The organism is Nostoc sp. (genome assembly GCF_036919595.1).
In the GTDB taxonomy this organism is placed as follows: Bacteria; Cyanobacteriota; Cyanobacteriia; order Cyanobacteriales; family Nostocaceae; genus Nostoc.
In genome coordinates, this window is record NZ_JBALCO010000177.1 from 1 (window position 1) to 17,550 (window position 17,550).

General features: G+C 41.9%; 14 protein-coding genes and 1 pseudogene. 10 read left to right on the top strand and 5 right to left on the bottom strand.

Features of this window, described 5'->3' with window-relative positions:
- A partial coding sequence (locus tag V7K21_RS27500; protein WP_335178839.1) for a DUF4347 domain-containing protein occupies window positions 1–1,101 on the bottom strand: 1,101 nt, incomplete at its 3' end.
- 1,106 nt (window positions 1,102–2,207) lie between these two features.
- Window positions 2,208–3,323, bottom strand: coding sequence for a ferrochelatase (locus V7K21_RS27505; RefSeq protein ID WP_335178841.1), 1,116 nt, complete (start codon window positions 3,321–3,323; stop codon window positions 2,208–2,210).
- Between the two features lie 516 nt (window positions 3,324–3,839).
- Between V7K21_RS27505 and V7K21_RS27510 the strand changes: the two genes are divergently transcribed.
- From V7K21_RS27510 to ilvB, 3 genes are all read left to right on the top strand, one after another.
- Window positions 3,840–4,412 (top strand): hypothetical protein, encoded by a 573-nt coding sequence (locus V7K21_RS27510; RefSeq protein WP_335178843.1) that lies wholly within the window; start codon window positions 3,840–3,842, stop codon window positions 4,410–4,412.
- A gap of 107 nt (window positions 4,413–4,519) precedes the next feature.
- Entirely contained in the window at window positions 4,520–5,782 is a 1,263-nt protein-coding gene (locus V7K21_RS27515; protein ID WP_335178845.1) for an MFS transporter, read from the top strand.
- 133 nt (window positions 5,783–5,915) lie between these two features.
- Window positions 5,916–7,805 carry a biosynthetic-type acetolactate synthase large subunit gene (gene ilvB / locus V7K21_RS27520; protein ID WP_335178847.1) on the top strand — a complete coding sequence of 630 codons (1,890 nt, stop codon included), beginning with the start codon at window positions 5,916–5,918 and terminating at the stop codon, window positions 7,803–7,805.
- A gap of 242 nt (window positions 7,806–8,047) precedes the next feature.
- Here the strand turns inward: ilvB and V7K21_RS27525 are convergent, their stop codons facing one another.
- A complete protein-coding gene (locus V7K21_RS27525; RefSeq protein WP_335178849.1) occupies window positions 8,048–8,209 on the bottom strand; it encodes a hypothetical protein in 162 nt (53 codons plus the stop codon).
- 304 nt (window positions 8,210–8,513) lie between these two features.
- On the opposite strand from V7K21_RS27525, the gene V7K21_RS27530 reads away from it, so the two are divergent.
- On the top strand, window positions 8,514–8,882 hold the full coding sequence (locus tag V7K21_RS27530) for a tellurite resistance TerB family protein (RefSeq protein WP_335178851.1): 369 nt from the start codon (window positions 8,514–8,516) through the stop codon (window positions 8,880–8,882).
- A gap of 157 nt (window positions 8,883–9,039) precedes the next feature.
- On the opposite strand, the gene V7K21_RS27535 is transcribed toward V7K21_RS27530, so the two are convergent.
- Window positions 9,040–9,639, bottom strand: a complete 600-nt coding sequence (locus tag V7K21_RS27535; RefSeq protein WP_335178864.1) for a hypothetical protein — start codon at window positions 9,637–9,639, stop codon at window positions 9,040–9,042.
- A 240-nt stretch (window positions 9,640–9,879) separates the two neighbouring features.
- Between V7K21_RS27535 and dacB the strand changes: the two genes are divergently transcribed.
- The gene (gene dacB / locus V7K21_RS27540; RefSeq protein ID WP_442948932.1) at window positions 9,880–11,325 is read left to right on the top strand and encodes a D-alanyl-D-alanine carboxypeptidase/D-alanyl-D-alanine endopeptidase; all 1,446 of its coding nucleotides are present in this window, start codon (window positions 9,880–9,882) and stop codon (window positions 11,323–11,325) included.
- A 16-nt stretch (window positions 11,326–11,341) separates the two neighbouring features.
- Here the strand turns inward: dacB and V7K21_RS27545 are convergent, their stop codons facing one another.
- A complete protein-coding gene (locus tag V7K21_RS27545; protein ID WP_335178855.1) occupies window positions 11,342–11,845 on the bottom strand; it encodes a GNAT family N-acetyltransferase in 504 nt (167 codons plus the stop codon).
- 107 nt (window positions 11,846–11,952) lie between these two features.
- Here V7K21_RS27545 and V7K21_RS27550 point away from each other — a divergent pair, with 107 nt between their 5' ends.
- From V7K21_RS27550 to V7K21_RS27570, 5 genes and pseudogenes are all read left to right on the top strand, one after another.
- Entirely contained in the window at window positions 11,953–12,162 is a 210-nt protein-coding gene (locus V7K21_RS27550; RefSeq protein WP_335178856.1) for a hypothetical protein, read from the top strand.
- A gap of 2 nt (window positions 12,163–12,164) precedes the next feature.
- Window positions 12,165–13,325 carry a GNAT family N-acetyltransferase gene (locus V7K21_RS27555; RefSeq protein ID WP_335178858.1) on the top strand — a complete coding sequence of 387 codons (1,161 nt, stop codon included), beginning with the start codon at window positions 12,165–12,167 and terminating at the stop codon, window positions 13,323–13,325.
- 248 nt (window positions 13,326–13,573) lie between these two features.
- Window positions 13,574–14,620 carry a zinc-dependent dehydrogenase gene (locus V7K21_RS27560; RefSeq protein ID WP_335178860.1) on the top strand — a complete coding sequence of 349 codons (1,047 nt, stop codon included), beginning with the start codon at window positions 13,574–13,576 and terminating at the stop codon, window positions 14,618–14,620.
- 82 nt (window positions 14,621–14,702) lie between these two features.
- Window positions 14,703–16,013, top strand: coding sequence for an inorganic phosphate transporter (locus tag V7K21_RS27565; protein WP_335178862.1), 1,311 nt, complete (start codon window positions 14,703–14,705; stop codon window positions 16,011–16,013).
- A gap of 598 nt (window positions 16,014–16,611) precedes the next feature.
- Window positions 16,612–17,550, top strand: a pseudogene (locus V7K21_RS27570) (hypothetical protein); the annotation flags it as partial.

The window sequence follows — 17,550 nt, forward strand, 5'->3', positions numbered from 1 at the left end:
GGCTAGGGTGGGGATAGGGGCACCGAGACTGTCAACACCTAAATTAATACCTACTGCTAAGGTCTGTGGAGTATTATCCCCTTCTGTTAGTGGCTTATTGGGTAAAGTCAGACTTAGCACTGGGAGGGATACTGGATCATTGATATTGGCAGTAACACTGGCAGAAGGCAGGGCGTTGAGAATGGGGTTAGTGCTTGAAATCGTGGCACTAATCGTACCAGTGTGACTGCCCTCAGTGATACCATCATTGATGGCGAGGACAGGGACCTTTTGAATGTTTGCAGCCGTGCTACCAGCAGCAATAGTGACGTTAACGGGCTTGCCTGGCCCATTCCCTAAGTTCAGCTGGGCGTTGGGTGTGAGAGTAATTGTTGCATCGGCTAGGGTGGGGATAGGGGCACCGAGACTGTCAACACCTAAATTAATACCTACTGCTAAGGTCTGTGGAGTATTATCCCCTTCTGTTAGTGGCTGATTGGGTAAAGTCAGACTTAGCATTGGGAGGGGGAGTGATAGTACCGAAGTGTAAGCTTCCCTGACAGCTTCCGAAAACGCTAAGGGACCCTCAATGTCGCCAAGGGTAACTTCCAGTTCCCAGTCTCCTCCCTTTTTAGCACTGCCAGTTGAGTTGGCAGAAGCTGCAATGTTTGCTCTGGTTAGGTGGTGAAGTCGTGCTAAGAAGGCTTCCCCAACTTCTCCTGCTGCAACGTTACAACCGTAAAGAAATACAGGGGCAGAGGCAAGAAAAGCTGACCAAGCTTGCAGTTCCCTTGAATAGTAGTTTAAGGTTTGTAGATTAAGGTAAGTGTTACCTAGAGCTAAACAGCCTGGTGAACCGTGGCAGACGATATGCAGCGCCGAAGCAGGATGATCGACAAGCATCTCTGTAATTTGCTCAACACCATCGCGATGAAGGTCAAGAATTAAAACATTTGCCCCTTCATCAACTCCTGCTGCTAGCATCGGATAGTCTTCAACTCTGGGGTCTATAACTACCAGCATCGAAACTGAATTTTGAGGCTGCCTCAAAAGATAGCCACTCTGATCTGAAAATTTTTCTAAAGTTGTAACGCTAGACCGAGATTGAATGTGGTTTTTCATGGTGTTAGTTCACTCATATTGAGTGATAAATATTGCAGCTTTTTACTTTCGTTATCAGACTTATACACTGACAGAAATGACCAAACATGCAGGATGGGTTTCAGGTATTTAAGCTTGATTTTTCGACGCTTTTTCAGCGATACCCACGTTACTGCTCAAAGAATGATTGAGAAAAGTCTGAAACTAAATATTTTTGTAACGCATATAATAATCAATTTGTACAGTGCGTAAGTTCTATAACTAATTACCTCACGTCTATCCTGCAAATATCTACCTAAAAAAAGTTTGAAAAAGTATCTTTTTAACAATACCTTCGCCCAAAATAAAGGTATGTCTCACTTTTTCCGAAACAGCTTAAGATAATCGTATGCTTGACTCCCTCGGAGAAATATAGAATCCCCTCACAGTCAGACACGACAGTATTAATGCAGATAAGCATTTAGTAAACTTTATGTTTTTTCAAACATGCTTTAAAGATATGGATTTTCCATCACATTGTAACCGGTATAACTACAGGGCAATTACAATGATTATGATGAGTTTACAATTAAAAATGCTGAAGTATTTTCTTTTTGATTCAAATTCAACGATTACTTTTTAATTGTTCGCCTACACGGAGATAATCGGTCAAGTCTTGCTTTTTCAAAACTTCCAGCCAAATATTTTGCAAAGCTCGTCGCTCTGAGCAATAAAAAGTTAAAATTGCGTCTCAGTTTTCAATATGTAATGTTACTTAAAAATTCTGCTCCTGCTATGGTCAAGAGCTTGCAATTTGAGTGAATATGCGTAAGTAGTATCGTAATTTTGCTTAGAAAATAGATTAAAAAAATAATTGTATATTAGTACCGTGCGGCATAAATAAATTCAAGCTTAAGTAACAGGCACAGAGAAAGCTTAGAATTTGTGTAAAAATAACCTGAACAAATTTTATGTAGAAGCTAGATTTAGCAAGCTATTCCAAATAAATTTTGTACAACTTATTTTTACATGATGCCTTAGTTTCAATCAAAAAACTCCACGCTTTGAAGCGTAAGAGTGTTAACTGAGTACACTACAAAATTTAGGGTAGGCAAAGCTATGCCCACCCTCCTAAACTCAAACTTTACTTAATGATGATGATGGTGATGATGCTGATCCCCAGCTAGTTGGGGATTAACTGCCAAACTTTGTGACAACAGGTCTGCAATATGAGCATCAGCCCATTGGCCCGCCATAGCCAAAAATTCTGGATGGTCGTTGACGCAAGCCATTTGCACGTAGTTCGTACCAGGATGCTGTTTTTCCAAAGCATGGATGATATGGTGTACATCCAATAAAGTTTCGTGGTTTTCTGTGGCAAAGCCAATTGGCATAAAAATCACCACTTTTGCACCTAATTGAATTAGGTTATTTGCTGCTTGTTGGGCGTTTGGCTGTGTCCAATCAATTAGAGGCGTGTCATGATTAAGCCAACCCACTGAGATTAAGGGATAGCAGTTAATTAACTTATCCCGAACCAAATCGTACAGCGCTTGACTTTCGATAATCCCAGAAGTAAAGCCTTTGGCTTTGTGCGGACAACCGTGATTCATTAACACAATGCCGATTTGAGAAGGTAGATAAGCTGCGGCTAACTCAGCAATTTTCTCCTCAACCAGATGAGCCATCAAATCGATATAAGCTGGTTCATTGAAGAAAGAAGGAATGTAGCGCTGTGCTTTAACCCAGTGTTCTTCACCATCAGTCAACTCAACGAGAGCGTTGTTAACTTGCTCGATCGCAATGCCACTGGTAAAGATAGAATCAACAACCAGCAAAGGGTAAATTAGTAGCTTCTCAAAGCCTTGGTTTTTGATTTCTGCTAGAACTTGATTAGGTAGAAAAGGGGCACAGAAGTTGAAAGCCTTGAAAACTTGAACCTTATCACCCCATTTTTCTTGTAATTGATTTTCAATCCCAGCCCGTTGCTGTTCAAAGATGGCATTATGTGGGGAGATAAAATCGTGGTGTGTGTGTCCCCACTCATGGCGGTCAAATAGCGCCAAAAGTTTTGCCAGGGGGGGATAAATCCAGGTTGGCACTGGTGCAAATTTTGCTGTCAGTAGATTTAAAGCCTGTTCGTTATAGTTGGCGAAATCTTCGTAGCTTTCGACTTCGCCGTAGCCCATAAGCAGTATGGCTACACGGTCTTTACCTGATAGATGCTCGTGGGTGTGTTGTACTTTTTCCGGCGTGGCAACCACAATTAGTTCCTCAATATAACCAGAGTGCAGAGAAATTCTGAGTTAGGGAATAGTTTGCACATTTTCCCTACTTATAACTTATTATCCCATCCAGGGGGATAGGATAGGTGGGAAATCAAAATAATACATCAAAAGATATACAAGATTTACGTGGGGCATTAGGTATTGGGTATGGAAAATTAAATCAATACGCCATCTGCATATATTGCTGGAATAGTGAAAGCGGTTAAAATACCGAAAAGCTGCATTCTCTGTGAAATTAATTTGGTGCAGCTTTGTGTAAAAGTAAGTTTTAAAATAGGATTATTTCGGAAAAATATATGGATTAGCTAGAATTTACTCAATAAAAATAAGGTAATATAGCAATCCTAAATTATTTGTAAAAAATACATTTTTTTCTTGTATTCTCAACTGGAGAGGTTGTGCCCTAAGCTAATAGACCGCCACAGCAGATTTAAGTTATTAATATGAAAAGCTGCTAGTACGATATACATCCGCAATTTTCAGAATAGACAGATGAGTATAATTATTTGCCCTGGAATTCATGAGTCAAACTTAACTGAAAGCTTTAAAGTTGGATTATTAGATATGGTTTCTAATGGCGCGATCGCTTATAATGCCGCAAATATACTGATTTATCCGGGTAAAGATGTTTTGGTTATATCATCATTTCATATCTTACAGTTTTTGCGCGATCGCTTGGGCGATCAGCTAAAATCGCCAATTATATTCATTAGCTTTAGTGCTGGCGTAGTTGGGGCAATAGGGGCAGCGTGTTTGTGGCAACTCTTGGGTGGTCGTGTGAAAGCGTTTATTGCTATAGATGGATGGGGAGTACCACTACAGGGTAATTTCCCTATTCATCGGATGAGCCATGATTATTTCACCCATTGGAGTTCCTGTTTGCTAGGTAGTGGGCAAAATAACTTTTATGCACAGCCAGCAGTTGATCATTTGTCCATGTGGAAATCGCCCCAAACTGTACAAGGCTGGTGGGTAGATTCATCCATTGGGATTTTTCCACCCAAAGGTCATCTCACAGCATCTGAGTTTTTGCTTATGCTGTTAAAGCGCTATGAAGCAAATTAATCCGGACAATGGAGTAAGTAAACAGGAGTTAAGAGTGAGGAGTGAGTCATTTGTCATTAGTTCCCCAACTCCCCACTCCCCACCCCCCATCTACCCAAAATATCTAAATGTTTCCAACTGAACCAACTACTGTTAATAACGGGTTTAGCGCACTGCTAAAAAACCGTGGTTTTATGCTCCTGTGGATTGGGCAACTGATGTCCCAGTTAGCAGATAAGGTCTTCTTCGTTTTGCTGATTGCTCTGCTGGAGAACTACCCACCGCTTCGTGGGTTGGCACGAAACTCTATGTATTCAACCTTGATGCTGTCGTTTACAATACCAGCAATCTTGTTCGGTTCTGCTGGTGGTATCTTTGTTGACCGCTTACCAAAAAAGCTGATTCTGGTCGGCTCAGATGTCGTGCGGGGAATATTAACGCTGTGTCTTCCTTTGTTACCACGAGAGTTCCTGATTCTGTTAATCCTGACTTTTGCCATTTCCACGGTGACGCAGTTTTTTGCACCAGCTGAACAAGCAGCCATTCCCTTATTGGTGAAGCGAGAGAATTTGTTGGCAGCCAATGCACTGTTTAGCAGCACGATGATGGGAGCTTTAATTGTTGGCTTTGCTATTGGAGAGCCGATTTTGAGTTTGGCGAAAAGCTTGATGGGAGAAGAATACGGTCAAGAGCTCGTGGTTGGTGGATTATACATATTATCGGGTGCTATTATCCAACCAGTTAGGTTTAAAGAACCCAAACGACCGACTGAGCATCGGGCATCAAATAACCCTTGGGCTGAATTCACCGAGAGCCTGCGCTATCTCAAGAAAAACCCTTTGATCTTGAACGCCATGCTGCAACTGACAACTTTATATTGTGTGTTTGCAGCCTTAACAGTGCTGACGATTCGATTAGCTGAGGAGTTTGGTCTCAAAGAAAAACAGTTTGGCTTTTTCTTGGCAGCAGCAGGGGTAGGTATGGTATTTGGTGCAGCGATTTTAGGAAACTGGGGTGATAAATTGCGTCACAAGCCCCTACCTTTAACGGGATTTTTGATGATTGCACTCGTTTTAGGGGTGTTCACTTTTACGCACAACTTATTGCTGGCGTTAGGACTCTGTGCATTTTTGGGTGTAGGTGCTGCCTTAATTGGTGTACCCATGCAAACTTTAATTCAACAGCAAACACCATCTACCATGCACGGTAAAGTATTTGGCTTTCAAAATCATGCTGTCAATATCGCCCTGGCGTTACCTCTGGCGATTACTGGACCATTAACTGATGCTTTGGGCTTGCGATTTGTGCTTGTAGGAATGAGTATTGTTGTCGTAGTTGTCGGTGTTTGGGCTTGGAAAAATACTCGCACAGTCTTGCAAGACGTAATTTAATTAATGTAGGCTAATAGTCTAACTTTATATTTAATATATAAGATTCTGAGAATTTGATTGAACGTTTTCAATTAAAATGAAATCTTAACTACAGAATTCAGCATTTATTTTAGCTATAGTCTGAGGTTTGGCCGTGCGATCGCTTTCCCAAATTAGTCTGCCACAAACTGAGAATCACAAACAGTCTCGTACTTCTAGCCCACCAGTCATGCCCAAACGTGCATCTGGCGGTTTTGCTCTGCTTGACAGCCTTCAGCGCCACGGCGTTGATTATATTTTTGGTTATCCGGGTGGGGCAATTCTACCAATTTACGACGACCTGTATAAAGTGGAAGCAACTGGTGCTATGAAGCACATTCTCGTGAGACACGAACAAGGTGCAGCCCACGCCGCTGATGGTTACGCCCGTGCCACAGGAAAAGTAGGAGTATGCTTTGGCACTTCTGGACCAGGAGCAACTAACTTGGTGACAGGCATCGCCACAGCCTACATGGATTCAATCCCGATGGTTGTGGTTACAGGACAGGTAGCACGTCCATCGATTGGTACAGATGCCTTTCAGGAAACTGATATTTACGGGATTACGCTACCAATCGTGAAGCACTCCTATGTAGTGCGTGACCCCAAAGATATGGCGCGAATTGTCGCCGAAGCGTTCCACATCGCTAGCACTGGGCGTCCGGGACCAGTTTTGATTGATGTCCCCAAAGATGTAGCTTTAGAAGAATTTGACTACATACCTGTAAAACCAGGTTCAGTGAAGTTACGCGGTTATCGTCCCACGGTGAAGGGAAATCCCCGGCAAATTAATGCCGCGATCCAGTTGATTACAGAAAGTCGCCGTCCGCTATTGTATGTCGGTGGTGGTGCGATCGCAGCTGGTGCCCATGAAGAAGTAAAAGAACTAGCTGAATTATTCAACATCCCTGTCACCACAACCTTAATGGGGATCGGTGCTTTTGACGAACATCATCCCTTAGCTTTGGGAATGTTAGGGATGCATGGCACCGCTTACGCTAACTTCGCCGTTAGTGATTGTGACTTGCTGATTTGCGTCGGTGCTAGATTTGACGATCGCGTTACAGGCAAGTTAGACGAATTCGCCTCCCGCGCTAAAGTAATTCACATCGACATCGATCCAGCAGAAGTCGGCAAAAACCGCGTTCCTGAAGTGCCCATCGTCGGCGATGTGCGGAATGTGTTGGTAGACTTATTGCGTCGATGCCAAGAAGCAGGCGTCAAGGCTACACCTAATCAAAACCAAGAATGGCTAAATTTAGTTAATCGCTGGCGCGAAGAGTATCCTCTAATAGTGCCGCACCATGCCGATAGCATTTCCCCCCAAGAAGTGATCGTAGAAGTAAGTAGCCAAGCACCCCAGGCTTTCTACACCACAGATGTAGGACAGCATCAAATGTGGGCAGCACAATTCCTGAAGAATGGCCCAAGGCGCTGGATTTCTAGTGCTGGTTTGGGAACGATGGGTTTTGGCTTACCTGCGGCAATGGGCGCTAAAGTGGCGTTTCCTGATGAAGAAGTCATCTGTATTAGCGGTGATGCCAGTTTCCAAATGTGTTTGCAGGAACTTGGTACCCTGGCACAGTATGGAATAAATGTCAAGACAATAATTATCAATAACGGCTGGCAAGGGATGGTGCGCCAGTGGCAGCAAGCCTTCTATGGTGAGCGTTACTCATGCTCAAACATGGAGGTAGGGATGCCAGACGTAGAGTTGTTAGCAAAAGCCTATGGGATTAAGGGCATGGTAATCAGCGATCGCAGTGAATTGAAAAATGCGATCGCCGAAATGCTGGCACATAAAGGCCCAGTAATCTTAAATGTCCACGTCACTAGAGACGAAAACTGCTATCCAATGGTAGCTCCTGGCAAGAGCAACGCTCAAATGGTTGGCTTGCAGAAGCAACCGCCGAAAGCAGCAGCAGAGCCAGTTTATTGTAGCAACTGCAATGCAAAAAATGCTCCCACCCACAACTTCTGCGCTGAGTGTGGGACGAAGTTGTAACGCTTTTTGATAATTCAGACCAGAGTGAGGTACACCCGTAAGGGCACGGCAGTGCCGTGCCCCTACACTCGTGATATTAGATGATCGCATTTGAGCAAATTGCTTGAGGATGAGTGCATGAAAGTCTTCGCTACTCAAATACTATGGATTAAAGGTAGGTTTGGTCGAAAGCATGAGACCCAACCTACGCTTAATACAACATTTTAGGCTTGACACGGCACTAGATTTATGCAAAAAGTGGATTATTGCAGCAAAGGAGTGGTGCTTTTACCGTTAGTTGAGGCATTCGCAATTGCAGCTTGAGCAGGTTGACTGGCAAGAACCGCTGCAAGTGGAGCAACTTTTGAACTAAATTGTTTACTTCTTTTTCCATTAGAGCCGCCAGCTTTGGAATACTCTATCATCCTCTTAAGTAGCGGTGGCGTACACAAGTACTAAAAACCTTGTTTGCTCAAGGGAACTTAACCGTTTTTATACGTAAAAACATCTTCGCCTACGTATTTTTGATGAAAAAAGATTCATCCCAATGTATATTTCCGCATTCTTTTGGGAATCATAAATCGAGGAAGGATTACAAACCACAACGTATTACTTCCTGAAATGTCACGTAACTTTTAGAGGAGAATTATGTCTAAACGCAAGTTGCCTAAAGGCCGTAGTGTTAGTTGAGTTGCTTTAGAACCAGAAGTTGCGATCGCAATCCTTGGGTTGTTTTCCCCAGGGGCTGACGGTGAAGGTATTTCTTCAACAGAAGAATATGCTTTGAATGAATTTCTTAGTCAAATTGACTTGTTTGAAGATTACTCCGATGAAGACTTTGAAGAATTGAACGAAAAAGTCGTCAGCTTGATTGAAGAAGAACCGGAAGATTTAATCGCTCAGTCCATCGAATCCTTACCCAATAAAATTTATCGTGAAGCTGCATACATTACAGCTATCTTAGTGGTAGGGATTGATGAAGAAGTACCCGAAGCTGAACAAGATTATATCTCTGAGCTTCAGGAAGCCTTAAATATTTCAGACGAACGCGCACAAGAACTTATTGACGGAGTATTTGGAGAGGAAGAAGAGGAGTAATCCTTTTTGAATTGCAGCCTCAATCATCTACCATCGTTAATTTGGGGTTGCTAATTTAGAGTATGGAATAATTTTGTTTGAGTTAAGTTGTTCCGATTCCCGACTTCATAAAGAAGTTAGGAATCTTGCACGTTATCAAAATTAATCCAATAGACTACTAATTAGAAATTGGTAGATTTTTAAATGCGGCTGTATCTGGCACAAAAATGTCCAAATGATTGATACCATCGGGAACTCTTAGCCAGATATAAGCATCTGCGGAGGCTTGTGGACGTACCTGAAACAAAGAAACGCTTCCTGTTGAGCGATTAAGAGCAACTCCTTTGTAGGTTACGCTAGTGTCAGGATTGCGGGCTGTTGTACTAGCAACCGATATAATATCGCTACCAACAACTCCATCTGTGGCAAGGCGACGAATACGCATTTGCAAATTTACTACATCACGGTTTCCAGTTTCTGGATCTTTAATTCGCTTTGCTGAAAGTAACTCAACTTCTGCCTTTTTACCAAAAGCAGGCTGCACAAACTGGCCAGGGCTAATTGCTGAGGTTATAGTAGTGGCTGGCAATGATGAAGCCGTTGTTTGTGGAGAAGTTGTAGCTGTAAGACTTGGCACTTGAGTGGGAATAGTATTAGTGACTGTATTATTGGCATTTAGTGTCTGCCGCAGCGTGAAAACTTCGTAAGCTACATAACCGCTACATCCTAAAGCCAAAGTAGAGAGTAATACAGCTACACCAGATAAAAATGTACTCACACCATTGCCTCGATTCCGTATTTGTGTATATTCAGGCTGACTTACGTTTCTATTTTGTAGTCCCATAAACTATGTTTGTGCGATCGCCCACGTATGAAACGTGTGAACATCTTCCTTATACTAATTAAGTAACTTTACTGAGCTAATTCTTCTTTCTCCGGAAAGAAGTTGCTGACAAGATAAAAATATCTATCTTTAGGATAAGGAGTATTGGTGAGACTTAAGATTTTAAATCAACCATTGGGTGTTTTGTTAATATTTTTGACTAGCCAGATAGGATTTAGTTCTAGAGTTGCGAAAGCACAAACCCCAGTTGCACCAACAACTACTACAAAATCAATTTGCTCTACCCAACTGGGAACAGCTATAGATGCTGTAATCAATCGTCCGTTATTTAGTCGGGGGCGTTGGGGAATATTGGTACAACCCCTGTCAACCGGACAAACTCTTTACAGTCGAGATGCTCAGAAATATTTTACTCCTGCGTCTAACCTCAAATTGCTGACAACAGCTGCTGCATTGCAGGAATTGGGCGCTAATTTTCGGATTCGCACCTCTATTTATCAGAATGGCAATGGTGTTTTACGTGTTGTCGGTAGGGGAGATCCCAGCTTAAGTGATACTCAACTGCAAACATTAGCACAGCAGCTAAAACACAAAGGTATTACTCAAATTCAGCGGTTGACAGTTGATGATAGTTATATTCAAGGAGATATTGTTAATCCCACCTGGCAATGGGAAGATGTACAATCAGACTATGGCGCACCAGTCAGCAGCTTTATTTTAAATCAAAATATTTTTAGCTTAAAACTTGTACCGCAAGCTGTAGGTAAATCTTTACAAGTCGTGTGGACTGATCCTGGCGAGGCGAAGCAGTGGCGGACAATTAATCAGTCAGTAACAGTTGCCCCAAATCAACCAAGCTACGTTAACGTTACCCGCGAATTATCAGGAACAGTATTACGAATTCAAGGACAACTGACAACAAATTCTGAACCGTCTTTAATAGATTTACCTGTAGTTGACCCTAATTATTACTTCTTACGGCACTTTCGCACTGCTTTGGCAACACAAAAAATTACCTTGGGGCAAACATTAGTAGTCACTGGTGGTGTTAATCAAGAAGAAATAGCATTTGTAGAGTCACCACCTTTATCTGAATTATTAATGGAAACTCTTCAGAATAGTAATAATCTTTATGCTGAAGCACTGCTAAGAGCATTAGCTGTAAAAAAAACCAGACTGAAAAATCAGACTAGCGCTGATGTAGGTTTGGAAGTTGTCAAAGCAAGTTTAACTAAATTGGGAGTTGACCCAGCAAATTATGTTTTAGTAGATGGTTCGGGTTTATCACGTCGTAACTTAGTCACACCAGAAGCTTTTGTGCAAACTTTGCGAGGAATAGCAAGAACACCAGCCGCATATGTGTATCGCGCATCTTTACCCGTGGCGGGTAAAAGTGGAACCTTGAAGGGACGCTTTGAAAACACATCTGCTAAAGGCATTGTCCAAGCAAAAACAGGTACGTTAACGGGTGTAATTTCTCTATCTGGATATATGAATGCGCCTAAATATGAGCCGTTGGTTTTTAGTATTATCGTCAATCAATCAGAGCAACCTGCAACAGTTGTGCGCCAAGCTATTGATGAAATTGTTGTGTTGTTAACACAGTTGCAGCGTTGTTAATATTATTCCCATCAAATTAAACAACAGGTTTAATAATTCGGAGTCCCATGATCACTAAGTCGCATTCAACGCTGTCAATTTCGGCAATTTTAGGTAAATGTCCCCAATGTTGAAAACCAAATGTTTCAAAAAGTTTTAAACTGGGTTGATTGTGGGCAAAAATTAAGCATACTAGAGTCTTTAAACCCAAACTAGGACTTTCGCTAATTGCTTGTGCTAATAGTTGTCGTCCCAAACCACATCGATGAAAGTGAGGGGCTATGTAAATACTAATTTCGGCAGTCGTACTATAGGCGGGCCGCCCATAAAAGGATTGGAAACTAAGCCATCCAGCAATTACTCCCTCTACTTCGATTACCCAAAGTGGGCGTTGTGAAGGCGATCGCGCCTTAAACCAAGGAAGGCGACTTTCCACAGATACTGGCTTTAAATCAGCGGTTGCCATGCGGCTAGGAATTGCGGCATTATAAATTGCTACAATAGCAGGCAAGTCAGTTTCAGTTGCATGGCGAATAGTCATTGCTACCGTCTTAGAGAAAATCTTGAGAAAATATTCAAAAATAATACAGCGTTAACAGCGTTCCGAAAGCCGTAACACACCCTAGTAGTCTGTCATTAGCTGAAATTATGACAAATCACCCTGGCGATCGCCATGTTCTGGCTGCTGCTGTCACAGCTAAGGCTGATATAATTGTCACCTCAAATCTCAAGCATTTTCAAGCCAAGGATCTGGCTGGTTGGGAAATAGAAGCGCAACACCCCGATACCTTTCTTACTCACCTTTACGATCTTGACCCAGACTCCATACTTCAAATAATACACCTTAGAGATTTATAACTATGGTATTAAGACAATCAAAATTATTAACTAAGGAAAAATTAAAAATACAGATTGTTGAAAACCTTGAAGAACTCAAGCTCCATGCAGACAGTTGGAATCAGATTGTTTTTGAATCTACTCAACAGTTACCAATGACATCCTATGCATGGGTATCATCATATTTTGAACACTATGTGGAAGTTGACGAATCATGGTTTTGTGTATTTGCTTATAACGATTCGGAGCTAGTAGGTGTTTTGCCGCTAATTGTAACTCCACAACGGTTCTTTGGATTCAATTTTTCGTTATTAGTTACACGTAGGGCTTCGCAATCATGTTCGCTTGATATTGTAGCCGCATTGGGGCTTGAAAATATAGTTATTCCAGTCCTTATTGATGCTGCGAGACAATTTTGTCCCCATCATTTGGGCATGGTATTTAACCGTTTACCGGAGAACTCACCGACTATTGCTGCTTTAGAAGGGATGTCAGATATTATCCTCGTTAAAGAACTTGATTCGATGATGGGAGCTCACTTAAAAATAACTGGCTGTTTCGATGAATATCTAAAAAACCTCAGTGGTAATTTAAAAAGTACTATCAAAAGGTCAGGAAAGAAACTCTATCAACTAGAAGGTGTGAAAACTATTTTCCTTAAAGGAAGCGATGCCACTGAAAAACATTTACCTCAATTAATAGAAGTGGAAACTGCCAGTTGGAAAAGAACTAAAGGACATTTAATTGCAAATTCATCAATAGATGTATCATTTTACACGAATCTTACACGCCGATTATCAGAAGCTGGTTGGCTTGAATGGCAATTAATTGAAGCTGAAGGTAAGACAATTGCGATAAATTTAGCAATTAAGTTGAAGCGTTCAACCATTATTTGGAAGCTGGCTTACGATGAGAGTTATTCCAAATTATCTCCTGGCACTATACTTTTTGAACAAGTAGTTAAGTCAGCTTATGAGGATAAAGTTGACGAGATTAATCTAATTAGTGATTTTTCTTGGTACGACAATTGGAAGATGGCTAAACGCCCACACTATACTATAAAAGTATATTCGTCGCATAAACCTATTTCTTTGATGTTTGGATTACTGCCTGCATATGTCCTCAGAAAACTTAAAGTGCTTAAAAGACAATTTACAAAGCGGTATCAAATTTTTAGTAATTAAGAATAATAAAAGATGATTTATAAAGTAAACCTTAAGTCGTAGGGTGTGTTAAGCGTTGCTATAAGGCACTGATAAATGTGGCACGTTACGGCTAATCCTCACTCTCTCAAATTCCCAAATCCTTGCGTAGTCGTAACACACCCTAGAAGAAGAACTAGAACAAACTAAAACACAGAAATCTTAAAACTGCTAGCCTAACGTTGACTGCTAATGTTACATCTAGTATCGTTGAGCAGTGAAAAACCAACGTGAAAGCACAAGTATTTAGAGGCGTCAATCAACTGTCTTACGAAGATATCCCAGTTCCAACCCTAGAACCAGACGAAGTGCTGGTACAGGTGCGGGTTGTGGGGTTGTGTCAGTCAGATATTAAAAAAATTCGTTATCCACTGTATGAACCGCCGCGCATTTTTGGACATGAAACTGCCGGCACGATCGCAGCATTAGGCTCTCAAGTAAAAAGTTGGCAAGTTGGACAACGGGTAGCGGTGATGCACCACATCCCCTGTATGCGTTGCGCCTACTGCCTAAATGATAATTTCTCCATGTGCGATGTTTACAAAAATATTTCTACTACCGCAGGCTTTAACGCTAGTGGCGGCGGTTTTGCTGATTATGTCAAGGTTCCCGGACATATTGTAGAAAATGGCGGGCTAATTCCCATCCCGGATAATATCAGTTTTGAAGAAGCGAGTTTTGTAGAACCTACTAACTGCTGCTTGAAAGCTGTGAAAAAAGCCCAAATTGCCCCAGGACAAACTGTATTAGTTACTGGTGCTGGGCCAATTGGGTTAATGTTCATTATGTTGGTGAAGTATTTCGGGGCAAAAGCGATCGCTACCGATTTATTACCCTCTAGAATTGAAAAAGCCTTGAATGTCGGTGCAGAGGCGGCTTTTGATGCTCGCGATCCCGATTTAACGGCAAAAATACATGCGTTAACTGGTGGACTAGGTGTTGATATTGCCCTGCTGGCTGTTCCTAGCGAGAAAGCCTTTTTTCAAGCACTTGATAGTACCCGCAAAGGTGGCAAAATCTTGTTTTTCGCCGAATTCCCTGATGAGGTGGAAATTCCCATTAATCCCAATATCCTCTATCGTCGGGAAATTGACTTGATAGGCAGTTACAGCTCATCTTATCGGCTTCAGAGTCTATCAGCTGATATTGTATTTAATCAGCGGATTGACGTGCAAGCGTTGATTAGTGATCGCTATCCATTAAAAGATTTATCAGCAGCTGTGGAAGTTGCGATCGCACCCACACCGGATACTTATAAAATATTGATTTATCCGTAAAAGGGAGATGAGGGGGATGAGGAAGCAATTTTTCTCCCCCATGTTCCTCCTACTCCCTCGTCTTTTTATTAAACTCAAAAAAATGCTTATTACCCAAGTTGTAGTAGCCCTACTAGCTTTCTACGTCGCCTGGAATCTCGGAGCAAACGATGTTGCTAACGCAATGGGAACCTCTGTAGGTTCCAAAGCTGTTACCCTCAAACAGGCACTAATAATTGCTGGGGTATTAGAGTTTACGGGTGCTGTATTGTTTGGGCATGAGGTAACCCAAACCCTAGCGACGAAAATTGCTAATCCCGCTTTATTCGCAGCTACACCCCAAACATTCGTTGTTGGGATGGTAACGGTGTTAATTTCTTGTGGTGTGTGGTTGCAAATTGCTACATCACGCGGTTTACCTGTATCCTCTTCTCATGCAGTTGTTGGTGCGATCGCCGGATTTAGTTGGGTAGCTTTGGGAGTAAATGCAATTGATTGGTCATCAATTGGCTTGATCACCATTGGCTGGATTTCAACGCCGTTAATTAGTGGTGCGATCGCCGCTTTATTCTACAGTCAAATCAAGCACTGGATTTTGGATCAACCCAATCAACTAGTGCAGTTACAAGAGTGGATTCCTTGGTTGAGTACTCTACTGCTAGGTGTATTCGGCGTAATTGTATTACCATCGCTGACTGAACCGCTAACTAATTTTGTAATTGAGCAAGCTGGTTTTACAATACCTGCTTACGATATCCCACTCTTAACGGGTGCAATCGCAGCAGTTGGACTCACAATCATTAGTTGGCGACAATTGGAAGATTTGGGGGAAGTGGAGGAAAAATTTCTCCCCCAGACTCAGGAATTACCATCAATCCAAAATCCAAAACCTCAAATCCCAAATCCAGTTGAGCGCTTGTTCGGACGATTCCAACTACTAAGTGCTTGCTTTGTAGCTTTTGCTCATGGTTCTAATGATGTGGGAAATGCGATCGCTCCTTTAGCTGCGATCGTCTACATCAATCGCACTGGTAGCGTACCTACAAATGGTATCACTATCCCCATTTGGATTTTAATCCTTGGTGGTGCTGGTATTGTTGGTGGTTTAGCTGTCTGGGGTAAAAAAGTCATCGCCACTATTGGCGAAAATATTATTGCCTTGCAACCTAGTAGTGGGTTTTGTGCCGAACTTGCTACTGCTACCACCATCCTCATTGCCTCCCGGCTAGGTTTACCAGTCTCCACATCCCACGCTCTCGTCGGCGGTGTAGTTGGTATTGGACTAGTGCAAAACATCAAGTCGATTAAGTTCAAAACATTACAAAGCATTGCCGCCGCATGGATAATTACAATCCCTGTGAGTGCTGGCCTGTGCGCTGCCATCTTTAGCATCGCTCGGATTTTATTTTTGTAAGAATTATTAATATTTTGCTAACTTTTTCCTCTACTGCATCTACTCACAGCAAAACATAGACTGCAATAACGCTAAAAAAGCGGGTTTTTGCAGAATTGCTGCTGATTCATTAGAATGTTGTGCAGGGGATAGCGTAACTTTGAATTTCCACAGAAAGATACTTTAATCTCTATTTAGAGATGTAAACTGTCACACAAGTTACATTCCACACAAATTTACAGCTAGTTTCGCAAGTCAGACAATTTTGTGGCGGTAGCGCACGCATCTACAAGTCTTTGATAATTACTATTGGCAGCAAAACAATAAATATTTATTTGGAGTGAGATTTCTTTCAAAGTAAAAATTTCATTGGCGAATAATTGATGTAAATTAAACTGATCAAATACTTTTGTCAATGTTGAAGAAAACACCGTAGATTAAGCACTATCGCAAATTTGATGCTATGCCAAGTTGTGTTCAGTATGACAGAATTACGTTGAAATGCGGAAGTGCTGTTAAAATTTTTAATTTATCTGGCAGAATACAGGAAATTAAGATGAGCGCCAAGAAATTGTACGGGAAGCAGCTTTATCGTCAATGTGTTAGAGGTTAAAAGCTAATGGGGCGATTCGAGAAGCAACCAGAAAACCCGAGAGTCAGAGGCGAGCTATCTAGAGCAGCAGAAAATGCTCTTTGGGCTGTAGTTGAAGACTTAGAAAATCTTCAGCAGAATGTCCTCAGAGTGTTGCAAGAAGACGTAAAGCGGCTTCAGTCAGAAAAAAATCGGTTATCTGATGACATTCAAAGCTTGCTAGAGGAAAAAGAGCATTTACAACAAGTGCGCCAAATTACTGAACAGCAAGTGTTAATTCGTCAACTGGCAGAAGTTCTGGCAAAGCATATATCTTCACAACTGCAATCCTCTCTGGCGACTTTAGCTAACCAAACCATAGAGGGCAAGTCTTATGATCAAGCTGCGCTGAAATCCGCCCAAGTGAGCAGCAATGTTGTAGTAGGTGAAATCAATGAAAAAGTTGAACACATGTTTGACAACCTGGATGACACCGTTACTGTTACCTTTAACTCGCTGCAACAGGAGCTGAAGAACTATCAAAGTAATCTTTCCCAACAGTTGTCACGGATGTATAGCCAGCAGCAGCAAGGGGAAACGATTTTGGCGGAGTTTGTTAATCGCCTGCATGGAGAACTAGAAAAAACTATAGAAGAAACTTCACGCAAACCAGCAACAGCAGGTACACCTACTGTTTTGCAGTTTACTGAGCCAGAGAAAAACAGTTCTTTTGAGACTTCCCCGCCACCATTTAGCGAAGTAGTAAGAAATTCCCCTGAGCCAATTTCCCCGATCCCTAATAAATTTTTAGAAAGGGAAACTAAATCAGAGCCTCCGATTGTTAGAGAAAACGCCGCGAACCCAAATTCTTTCCCCAGCAAGGACTTGTCCCAAAGGGAAACTAAATCAGAGCCTCCGATTGTTAGAGAAAACGCCGCGAACCCAAATTCTTTCCCCAGCAAGGACTTGTCCCAAAGGGAAACTAAA

Excerpts from the sequence above, each read along its gene's own strand:
- V7K21_RS27550 (WP_335178856.1), top strand. The coding sequence starts at position 11,953 with ATGACAAATCACCCTGGCGATCGCCATGTTCTGGCTGCTGCTGTCACA.
- V7K21_RS27525 (WP_335178849.1), bottom strand. The coding sequence starts at position 8,209 with ATGATAGAGTATTCCAAAGCTGGCGGCTCTAATGGAAAAAGAAGTAAA.
- V7K21_RS27515 (WP_335178845.1), top strand. The coding sequence starts at position 4,520 with ATGTTTCCAACTGAACCAACTACTGTTAATAACGGGTTTAGCGCACTG.
- V7K21_RS27510 (WP_335178843.1), top strand. The coding sequence starts at position 3,840 with ATGAGTATAATTATTTGCCCTGGAATTCATGAGTCAAACTTAACTGAA.
- V7K21_RS27545 (WP_335178855.1), bottom strand. The coding sequence starts at position 11,845 with ATGACTATTCGCCATGCAACTGAAACTGACTTGCCTGCTATTGTAGCA.
- V7K21_RS27555 (WP_335178858.1), top strand. The coding sequence starts at position 12,165 with ATGGTATTAAGACAATCAAAATTATTAACTAAGGAAAAATTAAAAATA.
- V7K21_RS27565 (WP_335178862.1), top strand. The coding sequence starts at position 14,703 with ATGCTTATTACCCAAGTTGTAGTAGCCCTACTAGCTTTCTACGTCGCC.